Annotated in this window: 14 protein-coding genes and 3 tRNA genes; 9 read left to right on the top strand and 8 right to left on the bottom strand. The window is 45.5% G+C overall.

All coding sequences use genetic code 11. The features are described 5' to 3' along the window. The first annotated feature begins 5 nt into the window (after positions 1-5). The 4 genes from HB364_RS14210 to HB364_RS14195 all read left to right on the top strand — a co-directional run bounded on the left by HB364_RS14210 (position 6) and on the right by HB364_RS14195 (position 1,652). A complete protein-coding gene (locus HB364_RS14210; protein WP_167288707.1) occupies positions 6-323 on the top strand; it encodes an RNA recognition motif domain-containing protein in 318 nt (105 codons plus the stop codon). An 88-nt stretch (positions 324-411) separates the two neighbouring features. Then, positions 412-690 carry a hypothetical protein gene (locus tag HB364_RS14205; protein ID WP_167288705.1) on the top strand — a complete coding sequence of 93 codons (279 nt, stop codon included), beginning with the start codon at positions 412-414 and terminating at the stop codon, positions 688-690. 181 nt (positions 691-871) lie between these two features. Next, a complete protein-coding gene (locus HB364_RS14200; protein ID WP_167288703.1) occupies positions 872-1,144 on the top strand; it encodes a short-chain dehydrogenase in 273 nt (90 codons plus the stop codon). A gap of 52 nt (positions 1,145-1,196) precedes the next feature. Next, positions 1,197-1,652, top strand: coding sequence for a cold-shock protein (locus tag HB364_RS14195; protein ID WP_167288701.1), 456 nt, complete (start codon positions 1,197-1,199; stop codon positions 1,650-1,652). A gap of 39 nt (positions 1,653-1,691) precedes the next feature. Here the strand turns inward: HB364_RS14195 and HB364_RS14190 are convergent, their stop codons facing one another. The 5 genes from HB364_RS14190 to HB364_RS14170 all read right to left on the bottom strand — a co-directional run bounded on the left by HB364_RS14190 (position 1,692) and on the right by HB364_RS14170 (position 5,728). After that, positions 1,692-2,543, bottom strand: coding sequence for a formylglycine-generating enzyme family protein (locus tag HB364_RS14190; protein WP_167288699.1), 852 nt, complete (start codon positions 2,541-2,543; stop codon positions 1,692-1,694). A 9-nt stretch (positions 2,544-2,552) separates the two neighbouring features. After that, positions 2,553-3,287 carry a glycoside hydrolase family 11 protein gene (locus HB364_RS14185; RefSeq protein WP_167288698.1) on the bottom strand — a complete coding sequence of 245 codons (735 nt, stop codon included), beginning with the start codon at positions 3,285-3,287 and terminating at the stop codon, positions 2,553-2,555. A gap of 182 nt (positions 3,288-3,469) precedes the next feature. Then, positions 3,470-4,213, bottom strand: coding sequence for an SDR family oxidoreductase (locus HB364_RS14180; protein ID WP_167288696.1), 744 nt, complete (start codon positions 4,211-4,213; stop codon positions 3,470-3,472). 238 nt (positions 4,214-4,451) lie between these two features. Further along, complete coding sequence (locus tag HB364_RS14175) at positions 4,452-5,033, bottom strand: Crp/Fnr family transcriptional regulator (RefSeq protein WP_167288694.1); 582 nt, start codon at positions 5,031-5,033, stop codon at positions 4,452-4,454. Between the two features lie 101 nt (positions 5,034-5,134). Continuing rightward, positions 5,135-5,728, bottom strand: coding sequence for an NADPH-dependent F420 reductase (locus tag HB364_RS14170; protein ID WP_167288692.1), 594 nt, complete (start codon positions 5,726-5,728; stop codon positions 5,135-5,137). 321 nt (positions 5,729-6,049) lie between these two features. On the opposite strand from HB364_RS14170, the gene HB364_RS14165 reads away from it, so the two are divergent. Continuing rightward, positions 6,050-6,133, top strand: a tRNA-Leu gene (locus tag HB364_RS14165). A 77-nt stretch (positions 6,134-6,210) separates the two neighbouring features. Here the strand turns inward: HB364_RS14165 and HB364_RS14160 are convergent. Beyond that, complete coding sequence (locus HB364_RS14160) at positions 6,211-7,362, bottom strand: sensor histidine kinase (RefSeq protein ID WP_167288690.1); 1,152 nt, start codon at positions 7,360-7,362, stop codon at positions 6,211-6,213. Positions 7,363-7,528: 166 nt separating this feature from the next. Here HB364_RS14160 and HB364_RS14155 point away from each other — a divergent pair, with 166 nt between their 5' ends. The 4 genes from HB364_RS14155 to HB364_RS14140 all read left to right on the top strand — a co-directional run bounded on the left by HB364_RS14155 (position 7,529) and on the right by HB364_RS14140 (position 9,223). After that, entirely contained in the window at positions 7,529-8,557 is a 1,029-nt protein-coding gene (locus tag HB364_RS14155) for a glycosyltransferase family 2 protein (RefSeq protein WP_167288688.1), read from the top strand. 48 nt (positions 8,558-8,605) lie between these two features. Then, entirely contained in the window at positions 8,606-8,812 is a 207-nt protein-coding gene (locus HB364_RS14150) for a hypothetical protein (RefSeq protein ID WP_167288686.1), read from the top strand. A 129-nt stretch (positions 8,813-8,941) separates the two neighbouring features. Further along, a tRNA-Gly gene (locus HB364_RS14145) sits at positions 8,942-9,014 on the top strand. 123 nt (positions 9,015-9,137) lie between these two features. After that, positions 9,138-9,223, top strand: a tRNA-Leu gene (locus tag HB364_RS14140). Between the two features lie 563 nt (positions 9,224-9,786). Here HB364_RS14140 and HB364_RS14135 read toward each other — a convergent pair. Both HB364_RS14135 and HB364_RS14130 read right to left on the bottom strand, forming a co-directional pair. Continuing rightward, positions 9,787-11,247, bottom strand: a complete 1,461-nt coding sequence (locus HB364_RS14135; RefSeq protein ID WP_167288684.1) for a transglutaminase-like domain-containing protein — start codon at positions 11,245-11,247, stop codon at positions 9,787-9,789. Next, positions 11,234-11,863, bottom strand: a complete 630-nt coding sequence (locus tag HB364_RS14130; RefSeq protein WP_167288682.1) for a hypothetical protein — start codon at positions 11,861-11,863, stop codon at positions 11,234-11,236. Before HB364_RS14130 ends, HB364_RS14135 begins: the two co-directional genes overlap by 14 nt. Positions 11,864-11,884: the final 21 nt, after the last annotated feature.

Genomic DNA, 11,884 nt, shown 5'->3' with positions numbered 1-11,884 from the left:
TACACATGAACATTTATGTATCTAACCTGGCCTTTACTATCCAGGATGAAGAGTTAAAGAATTTGTTTACGCCTTATGGCGCCGTTACTTCCGCCAAAGTGATTAATGACAGGGAAACCGGCCGCTCCAAAGGATTTGGTTTCGTGGAGATGGAAGATGCCAATGCAGCCAATGCAGCTATTAAGGAACTGGATCAGACTTCTATTGATGGCAGACAATTAAAAGTATCAGAAGCCAGGCCTAAACCGGAAAGGTCATCCGGCGGTGGCGGCGGCAACAGCCCTTTCAAAAATGATGGCGGCTATTCCAAACGCAAATGGTAATAAAAGATAGGATAAGTCCGCAGCAATTGCGGACTTATTTGTTTTCCGGTTCCCTGATAGCGTAGTGTTTATCCGGTAAATAAAATGTATGCAATATTTAAAAGAACACATGGCCTATCAATATGACTGGCTACCTCATACTGCTTCGCTGTATACCGGATCGCCCAGCCGCCGTGTATTTGACCCCCGTAATGGCATCCAGGTATTGTTTATCATTAATTGCTTTTGCCAATCCATTGGCCTTACTTCCCTTACAGACAGCCGGAGAATGGAAGAGCTGATCTATACACAATTACCCGTCGAAATGAAGAGTGAATTAACCGTATTCAATTGGTTAAAAGGCATTTATCTCTATTATGCGGGTTGATCTGTCCTATGCTTATACTACTGCCTGAATTTTAAATTCACCTCCTCAGCCAAAGAATTCGTATCTTTGCGTACTTATATTTCCTTCCTGCAATTAATTTGATTTTCCCGCTGCTCAATACTTGTAAGGTGAGATCATAAGTTTGGACTTGAATTAATCCGTTAACATCTAATTTTTATATATGACGAATGAACAGATTGATAGTTTCCTGCAAAAGAATGAGTTTGACCGTAATCCTGTTAAAGTCAGCTTCAGAACAAGGAATGCTTTTACTGGTATTTTCGTGAAAACGGCCGATTACGATGATCTGAAGTCGAAGAACTTCTGGCGGATCGTGAACGAGTCGAATGTCAAGAATTATTTGCACTCGAAGGATACAGGCCTTGCCCGTATTTTCAACGGCACGGAGATCACCAAATTAGCCGTTGCGAAACTGCTGGAAGACGCTCAATAAGGCTTTTATGTAATCAATAATCCTGCCCGACAGGAATCACTAAATATAAAATATGGCTAGATCCCAGGAAACATTTAATAAAAAAGAAAGAGAAAAGCAGCGGATAAAGAAGCAGCAGGATAAACAGGAAAAGATGAAGGAGCGGAAGAATAATAAAGACAAGGTTAAAAGCCTTGACGATATGATCGCTTATCTTGATGAAAACGGCAATATCACCTCCACGCCTCCCGATCCCCGGAAAAGGCGATCATTCTCTGCGGAAGAAATACAGATCAGTGTTCCCAAACAGGAAGACAGAGCGCAACCAGCGGAAAGAACCGGTAAAGTAGCCTTTTTCAATGACCATAAAGGGTTTGGCTTCATTAATGATACAGAAACGCATGAACGCCTGTTTGTGCACGTGAATGACCTATCCGGTCCCATCAAAGAAAATGATTTGGTTACGTTTGAAGCAGCCAAAGGCCCTAAAGGCCCTGTTGCCGTAAATGTGCAAGTGGTAAAGGGTTAAAGAAGCAGCCGCCACTAAATGCATTATGCCCCTTCTGTACTATTGTGCAGGGGGCTTTGTGCCGCGGCACACCCGAAAACCCTGATCAGGCCCCTTGCCATTTGCTTCGTGGCGGGCCCGGAAAGAGGGCTCACAGCAAAAGTCGGCGCCCATCCAGCCACCACCCTTCCAGATCTGTCCCTGCGGGACATCCACGCCCTTTCGCTCCTGCACATCCCAGCACCATTCTCTTACATTGCCCGACATGTCATAAAGCCCCAGTTCGTTGGGAGCTCTGCCACCAACCCGTTTTGTCTTATTGTTGTTTTTCACCAGCACCGGCCATGACCAGGCTCCTGTTAAGTATTGGTTGCCCGCGTTTTTCCAATACCAGGCTACTTCATCTACCTTGTTGCTTCCACTATAGGCGTAATGCTTGCTCAGTTGGCCTCCACCTGCCGCATATTCCCACTCCACTTCTGTGGGCAACCGGTAACCATTGGCTTCCTCATTGATCGTTACTGTCCATTTGAGGTCGTCGAGCTCATTCGTATTATCCGGGTCTTTTTTATCCTTGTCTATTTGATAATATGGCTTTAAGCCTTCTTTACTACTTCTTTTATTACAGTACTCAATACAGTCATACCAACTTACCGTTTCTACCGGCAAGCTGTCGCCTTTGAAGGCGGAAGGATTATTTCCCATTACCTTCACCCATTCTTTTTGCGTTACTTCATACGGACCGATATAAAAGTCGGGTATAGTGATACCTTTTCCGTAGTAGCCGGATTTTGTGTTTATAAAAGTCCCGCCTTTGACCAATACCAGGTTATCAGGCGCTTGCCCTTTTTGTGAGCAAGCGCTGATGATAATCGTTATGGCCGTTAAAACTACGATTAACCCTTTCTGCATTGAATGAGCTTATTGCTGCCATACCGTTGCGTTGATGTAGCCACTTCTGTTGCCCCATGCTTCCAGGGCCAATATCTGGTAGTTGTGCGTACCAAAACCCTGGCCACCCCTGTTTCTCCAATTGTTGATGTGGTTGGCCATGTTGACAGAGCGGTTTTGCGCGGTCGGTGCGCCGCCCCAGGTATCTTTATACTGCCAGAAAGTGGCCGTGCCTATAATGGAAGGAGCGTTAACCCGCTGCTGCTTATAAAAGCTGTAGGAATGTCCATCACTACTGATGGAGTTCACATAGGTGCCACCCGTCACAGAGCCCTTCTCGGCCACGTAGTATTCGATCAGTGGGTTGGTCGTCCATCCATAGATGCCGACGAAATTGTAGCTGCCGCTCAGGGCGCCGACATTGTAACCGATGGTCCTGGATGCGCCGGTGCTCCAGCCTTTACCGCCCACCACATCGGTGACATTGCTGTAGCTGATGGCAAAATTGCCTCCGGAACCATGGGTGATGCTGGCGGACCCGCCTTCGCGGTACAGGGACCAGAACCAACCATTGATGGTACCCTGGGCGTCTGTTTGCACATCGTCCTGGATAACCCCAGTCAGGCGTTCGCCCATTGGCTGGGGCGTCGCAGAACTGTCTTTTTTACAACCTGTTACAAGGGAAGAACCGGCAACGAATGTGATGATCGTTGCCCCGAAAGTAAGCCTCCCGGCTACTTTCCATAGGAATGTGTTTAATTTCATGATGGCAAAAGTTTGTTAGTACTATAAATTTAACGAAGTAGGCTCATTAATGTAACCGATTGCATCTATAAGTTTTCCTTGGGGAGACTAAAATGAGACTATTAGACTATTCAACCATTTACAAGGCAAATAAAATGGACCGTCCGACATGGATAGTCCATTTTGTCAAAAAGGACATTTGCTTATGCGTTTTGGCCGCCATCCACGGTTAATGTGGCCCCCGTTACAAAGGAAGCATCCGGACTAGCCAGGAATGCAACGGCGGCAGCAATTTCTTCTGCTTTTCCATACCTGCCCAGCGCCAATCCAGCTTTGATCTTATCAGAGAATTCAGTTCCGTCCGGATTCATATCCGTATCTGTCGGGCCTGGCTGAACCGTATTTACCGTGATCCCTTTTTTACCAAGGTCCCAGGCCCAACCGCGGGTGTAAGCGGCTACCGCCGCCTTTGATGCTGCATAATCGGCAAAACCAATGTTGGCAAGACGGTCTGCAAAAGTAGAGCCGATAGAAATGATCCTTCCCCCTTCACCGATGTACTTTGTGGCCGCACGGACCGTTGCAGCTACTCCATTCAGATTCACAGCAAACAATCTGTCAAGATGCGATAGATCATCGCCTGCATTGTCCACCACACTAAAAGTAGTAACACCGGCACTGTTCACCAGAATGTCCAGTCGTCCAAATTGCTTCACGGTTTCTTCCACCACTTTTTCGGCTGATTTGGCATCACCGCTATCTGCTCTGATGGCAATCGCTTCACCACCTGCCTGCTCCACTTCTTTAACCAGTTCGGCGGCTTTGTCGGGCGCATTCAGGTAAGTGAATGCCACTTTGTTCCCGTCTTTGGCTAATCTTTTAACGATTGCCGCTCCGATGCCCCTGCTACCCCCTGTAACCAGGGCCACCTTTTTTGTTGTTTCCATTTTGTTTAGTTTTTGATCCCTCAAAATTGCATCAGCGGGGAGGCCGTTTCCAACGTCATTTGAAGGCATTTAGGCTTGAGAAAAGTCAAGGCTTTTACTTGTGTTGTTATGCACCTGTCAATCCATCAAGACAGCCGGAAAACCGGATGTTTAGATTACTGCAGGAGCTGTTGTTATACCGGAACGCTCAGGCATACCTGTATAGAGGGAAAAAACAGGATTGAATGATGGGAGGCAATCAGCCTTTGTTTGCATACTGCGATCTGATCCTGGACAAGGTTTCTGCCGAGATGCCCAGATAAGAGGCTATCATGTGGAGTGGTACCCGGCTGGTTATATCCGGGTATTTATTAATGAAATCAAGGTACTTTTCTTCACTGGTATAGGTGATGTTTGCATGTACCCTCTCCTGACTGGCTATGTACGTGCGGTTCAGCAAATCATTCACCAGGTTATTAAAAGCAGGTATCTCATTACAAAGGCTATCAAAATTCTCCTTCGTGATCATGATGACGATGGATTCCTCCAGCGCATCAATGAAAGAGTGGGAAGGTTTACCTGTCAACAAGCTTTCCCGGTCACCCGCCCACCAGTTTTCAATGCAAAATTTTAGTATATGTTCATTGCCCTTTTCGTCGAGGCGATAAATCCGAAGACAGCCCTTGCATACAAAGGCGTAATGACGCCATACATCCCCTTCCTGTAGCAAGTACTGTTTACGCCGCAGTTTTTTGATGATGCTAACAGAAGATATCCTGGCCAACTCAGGTCCGGTTAAGGAAATTTTATCGGTGAGGTATTTGCTGAAAACGTCAAACATAGTATTCAGGGCTTTGAAAGCAGCCTATTAATCAATGTTTAACAAACTTAGGAAAGTTTTTTATTCAGCCAGCTTTAAACCTGCGGAGCATAACCGGTGATTTATCCCATTTTTACTAAATTCAATGTGGGCAATGGTCCGCCAGGGAATTGCTGCAGTTTGCCCCCTTCATCGAGCCTGCCGAGATCAACGCCGGCGAATCCGATCTTTTTAATGATAGCGGATACTGTTTGTTTTGCCGCTTCATTGTTTCCGGAATAAAAGATTACCCTGCTGCCACCCTGTACGTGGGGATCGGAACCTAAAACAGATGGCGTAAGTGTATTGAAGGCTTTTACTACAGTGGCTCCGTTGGCCCAGGTGGCCACGACTTCGCTGGACGTTTTACCATACAGGTCAGCTAATTTGAATCCGGGTAAAATAGGATTGGCAGGATCTATGATTATCTGTCCCTTCCACTTAATGCCGGAAAGTACAGACTGAAGGTGTTGCCATTGCAGAGAGACAAAAACAACCTCTGCAGCCGCCGCTTCTTCTACCGTTCCGGCTTTTACCTTACTACCTAATGCCTTCACGGCTCCGGTCAGCGAGGCAGGTCCCCGGCTGTTGCTGAGTATAACTTCAAAACCTGCGTTTGTTGCTTGTTTGGCGAAAGCCATTCCTATTGAGCCAGCGCCGATGATACCGATTTTCATTTTTATACGATTTTAAGTTGATGAGTTATTTTCTTTTACAAAGATGCTAATAGGAATGCCCCCCTGCCAATGACTTTTGAAGGGAATTGGTCTTGAGAAAAGTCAAGGCTTTATAGTGCCTCGGTTTGAAATAGCCGGGAAGGCCGCAAGGCGGTAAGTATTGATCTTTTGCTTGTACTTTCTTTCCGTCATACCGGCAACTGAGACACTACCAAGGTTTTGGCTGGGCTTTTTTTGTTTTATTGACTGGCGGAATTCTGACAAAAACATCCTACATTTGCCTCCCGAATTTCAGACTTCGGTCTGGAAAACGGCAAGGTCGCCCAGGTGTTGAAACTGGTAGACAAGCCACTTTGAGGTGGTGGTGTTCGAAAGGACGTGCAAGTTCGAATCTTGTCCTGGGCACAAAAAGCCCCGACTATCGTCGGGGCTCTTTTGTTGGCGAACGTCGCCAGCTTGCTTGCTAAATGAGCAAAAGCTACTTAGTTTTTTAAGACGATCCGGAAGGTAGTCCCCTTGTTGATTTCCGATTGCTTTACAAAGAGTTGTCCCTTGTGGTACTGCACAATGATCCGCCGGGACAGGCTCAGTCCAAGTCCCCACCCGCGCTTTTTGGTGGTAAAGCCCGGCTTGAAAACTTTGTGTATGTTCTGGCGCGCAATCCCCTTGCCCGAATCGGTGACGTCAATGAAGACTTCTCCTTCCTGCTGCCTGATGTGCACCACAATACTCCCCTTCCCTTCCATGGCATCGAGCGCATTTTTCAACAGGTTCTCAATGACCCAGTCGAACAAAGGCGGCGATATATGCGCGATGATCTCCGCTACCCCACCGGTATTCAGCACAAAAGACACTTTTCCCGGCGCCCTCTTCCGGATGTATTCAATCATGGTGGCGACCTGCGTCACCACATTGTGCGCCTCCAGGTGCGGCGTACTGCCTATTTTACCAAAGCGGTCCGATACCAACTTTAAACGGTTCACATCTTTCTCCATCTCCACCACGATCTTCTCATTGTCGGGATTGTCTTTCAGCATCTCCACCCATCCCTGGATAGACGTGAGCGGTGTGCCCAACTGGTGCGCCGTTTCCTTGGCCATACCCGCCCATACCTGGTTTTGAGACGATTTGAAACTAGTGGTGAGCGCCGTAATAGTTATGATGATGAAGAGGCTCACGATGAGCAGTTGCACCAGCGGGTAATACCGCACCTGGTTCAGCAGACTGGTATGTCCGTAGTAGTAATGATTGGTGCGGGTACTGTCGCGGGGATCGGCCCATACGATGGCATTATTCTGTTTTCTGAACTCACGCAGCTTATTCCTGACGTAATTGCTGTCACTGGCAATGCTGGCCGTATCGAGGTTGACGTATTGGGTAATGTTGTTCTTCTCGTCGGTTTCAATGATGGGAATGGTCCTGTTTTCCGATATGATGATGCTGACGAGGTTGTCGCTCATGCCAGTGGTATCATTCATGGCCATTTTGATGGCCTCGACCCATTGTGCTACTTTCTGCCTTTCTTCGCGGGCAATTTTTTTGGCCAGGAACTGTGAATAGAAGATGGTACCGCTGACGATGGCAATGGCAATGATGGATAGGCCTGTCCTCCAGTTAAGCAGCGGTCGAATCATGTAACACAGATTTATTGATGAGATTGATTAATTTTCCGGGATGCTGTCCGTTTATGTAAACCGCAAGATAAAGTTTATGCAAATTGATGGTATATACGCCGTAAAATACTAAGAATCTATAAAAAGCGTTCCTTTGCATCCTCCTGCGGGAGCCGGATTAGTTACTATGACGCAACCCTTGGTCTCTATAGTGATCCTTAACTGGAATGGACGAAAGTTCCTGGAGCAGTTCCTGCCTTCGGTACAGGCTTCTACCTGGACGAATAAAGCCATCGTGGTGATTGATAATGCCTCTACCGATGACTCGATCGCTTTCCTGCAAACGCATTACCCGGCCGTGCAGATCGTACGGAATGCCGGCAATTTCGGTTTTGCCAAAGGGTATAATGAAGGGCTGAAACAGATCAGCAGTGATTATTATGTGTTGCTGAATTCGGATGTGGAAGTAACGCCGGGCTGGATAGAGCCGGTGATTGCCCTGATGGAGGCCGACCGCACGATCGGCGCCTGCCAGCCCAAGTTATTGGCGTATCATGACCGGGGCTCGTTTGAATATGCCGGTGCAGCGGGCGGCTGGCTGGATTACCTGGGCTATCCTTTTGCACGGGGGCGCATTTTTGACGTGTGTGAAGCTGATCATGGCCAATATGACACGGCGGAACCTATTTTCTGGGCCACGGGAGCGGCCATGTTCGTAAGGGCAAAACTATACCATGAAGTGGGCGGACTGGACCCTTTTTTCTTTGCCCACCAGGAGGAGATTGATTTTTGCTGGCGGCTGCAACTGGCTGATTACCAGATATATGCCTGTCCGCAGTCGGTAGTATACCATGTAGGCGGCGGCACCCTGCCCAAGGGCAATGCCCGGAAGGTGTTCCTGAATTTCCGCAATAACCTGATCATGATGGCCAAGAATATGCCGGCGGGCATGGCCACCTGGAAGATCTTGTACCGTTTCTGGCTGGATACGGTTTCGGCGATCAAGTCGTTACTGGCGGGTGAAGGCACTTATTTTTTAGCCGTTTTCAAGGCGCATATTGCTTTTGTGGGGTGGTTGCTTTTTAAAAGGAAAGAGAGTATTTTTCCGGCCGGTAAAAAAAGAAAACTGCAGGGGTATTTAACTAAAAGTGTGGTGTGCAGCCACTTTATAGGAGGCAAAAAAACCTTTGCAGAAATTGTTAGCAATAAAAGCTGATTTTTTCAACTGAACCATTATTTTTGCATCGCAATCATTTAACTGATTATGGATCAACATCAAGAGCAAGATCAACGCAGCAAAGATTTTAAAAGTAGTTGGGTACAATCTTCTTCATTCCTGTTTTACCTGCAGGCATTTTGCCTGGTTGCTTTTTTATTGGGCGGCTGCTATAGCCTGTACAAACATCGTTATAAGGGCAAGCCTGAAGTGAATGTGCCTGCCAATACGCAGTACACCCCGGAGTACAAATAAGTGATAATTAATCACAAAAATATTTTGCAGGAATTATACATTTCCTATTTTTGCACTCCCAAATCACAAAACGAGTTCTTTAAAAGATAAAAATATCACTCACCTTCGCTAAAGCTATGGTGAGTAAAAGCGGAAGTAGCTCATTTGGTAGAGCACGACCTTGCCAAGGTCGGGGTGGCCGGTTCGAGCCCGGTCTTCCGCTCCCACGAAGAAAAGCAGATAGCATTGTTATCTGCTTTTTTTTTCGACAATCGTCACCCGGGTGGCGGAATCGGTAGACGCGCAGGACTTAAAATCCTGTGGGATTTGAAAGTTTTTTGAAAATACCCCGATGGCGGAATCGGTAGACGCGGCGGACTTAAAATCCTCTTCTCAGCAATGGGAGTGCAGGTTCAACTCCTGTTCGGGGTACACAGTGCATTGAGATTTAAAGACTTAGGATGAACAAAAAAATTCATCGCTTCAATGCCAACTACCAAGTTTTTCAAGTACAAAAGGTCGCAGCTATTGCGGCCTTTTTACTTTTAATTTTCCCGTCCTATAAATTTTCAGACAATTTTCAGACGCTTTCCACTGAAACCAGCTACAGCAAAGAGTTAAGATACATGTAAAAGAGCTATGAATAAGTAAAGCTAATTTAGCTAACCTTCCGCAATAATCCTCAAAACACACCGGACTTTTTGATGTTTTCACCTAAGGTAATTTTGCTTAATCCTTCGAGGTACGAATGAGCAACTATGCAATCGGATGAATCAAAATATATGGAACTCCTGGATCGCCCTTATTAAAAACCGGCTAATTGCACCAATAGATAAATGAATGGGTATTGCTGATAATCTGAGTAGATGCAGCAGCTGATGGATGACAGGGGCAATTTTCCTCGGTACCCAATTGGGCACTATAAAATGCGGTAATTCTACTATGCAGTTGGGGGTTCCTCAGCATTCTTTGTTAGTTGAATATACAGTTGTAACTCACCAGTATTGGAATATACTATCAATGGTGAAGGGGCGACTGAATTCATTTGTTTTAATATCAAACAACCGATAAATGGATCCGCTGGGCACATCTTCAAAAATTAGTTGACTATCAGCAGTTGATTCACCCGCATCCTTCCATTTGCCATCCCAATAGCTGATCCGATAGATGTTCCCCTTTTCAGGCCTCCTGGTCAAACGGCCAATTGCAATTGCATGCATCCTGGTTCGGAAGGTTTTCCCTGAAACTTTTGAAAATTCTTTCAATTGATAATTTAAGTTTGAGCATAGGGCTGCCACTTTTATTTCATCGTAAGTTTTACGTGGAGATAATTTCCTTATATGGTCATCTCCGGTAAGGACAAATGGAGCACCTACAGGTTGGTATCCTTCTGAGTCTTTCCGCATTAAGCAATACAGTAGACCTCTTCGCATTTTTGTAAATACCTTAACCTTTGTACCAGAAGGTTTGTGAGCTATCCAAACCGGATTCCATTTATGGTTATTGTAGACACCGATATAGTCAGCGACATTATTCAAGGGTATCCTAATATCAGATACCGGACCATATAAATCACTCACATCCTCGAATCGTCCATCCTGGAGCATGGATGTAGCGGGTTGGGAAAAAAGTGGTTCCCGGCAATATAAAGAATTGGGTAAAGAACGGCGGCGAAATACTTTCGCGCATAATTTATAAGTGTCGTGTTTTCCATCGATCTTATCCTTAATAAAGATAAAGGGATCATAACCAAAAGGGATCCCATCGCCAGGCATAAATGGAGTGAACTTCCCTCCTGGTTCCAGTATGGTAACCCAAGAATGCATTTGGCCATCGAAATTTGCCCAGGAGTAGGTGAAATCTATTGTTGCGGGCACTCCCAACCCTCTCAGGATAAAAGTGCCGATTGTAGCCAAAACTGTGCAGTCTCCCTGACCCAATTCCAGAATTTCGTTATAACCAAGTGTATGGCCGGACCGCGAAATACTAGAGAACTTTACACGTTTTCTAACAAATTCATGAACAGTATTAAGCACAGCCGGGTAGTCCTTTCGGTCAACAGGCAGTCGTATGTGGTGAAAATCCTTTAATACCGAATCCCTCCAAGAGTGGTAAAATTCCCGGCCAATTTTACGGGGAAGGACAAAGTCACGAAAAAGGTCATCAGAAACAGAAGAATGGCATCCCATCCTGGCCATACTAATATACCTTAGAAAATCCGTTGAGTTCGTTGATGCCGGATCCTTTACATAATCATCGATAGCAGGCAGGTAGCTGGAATCACCAGCGTTCTGGAAATATAAATACCAAAGGTCTATGCAGGTTGTCCACCACCTAGCCCAAGTGAAAGTAGGGGCAACTGTCCTTGTTACCTGAGCCGAACTTTGATGAATAATAATAAAGATGTATAGCAATACAAGGGTGCAAGGAATGATTCCTTTTTTACATAGTTGCATACACTAAATCATATGAGGATGCATACCGGTAACTAAACAGAAGGTCAAATGCAGTTGGATATGCTTTTACGGGATTATGATATAATTCAGTTGAGAACCTCTTTTCAAAGAATAATATATGCGGAATTATCTCATGAATGGGTAATTCTTCCTGCAAGATCTCCTTTACTTTCCCTAAGAGTATAACCATGCTGCCTTCTGCGGCAGCATGGTTATACAAATATCTAGCAGGAGGAATTGCCTTTTCTCCCATTGCTTTGGCTATTTCTTTGCTGTACAATTGATCTTCGACAAAAAAAGTAACTATATCTGTCAACATTGAAATATTGATCCAAAGTGTACGCACCCGGCTGAAAGAATCCTCATACCTACTATCCAGTTCAAATGAAATTGAATATCCAGGAAACTGTTCAGCATCTTCGCCTACAAAATTTCTTATGCCATCCAGCGCAGCTAACCGTTCCACTAACTTTCCATATGGAAACTTTTGTTCCATCAAACCTTTGATCTTGTTGGTAACTAGCTCTTTCCAGCGTTCATATCCTTTTTCATTCGTTTGTACATTTCCAGCAACCACTGGATAAAATTCTGCAACAATTTCCTCTATTGGTAGCATATTATTATTTTATTTTACTTA

This window comes from Paraflavitalea devenefica (assembly GCF_011759375.1).
In the GTDB taxonomy this organism is placed as follows: domain Bacteria; phylum Bacteroidota; class Bacteroidia; order Chitinophagales; family Chitinophagaceae; genus Paraflavitalea; species Paraflavitalea devenefica.
Note: the sequence above shows the minus strand (reverse complement) of the source record. Positions and strands in the feature narration are given on the sequence as shown.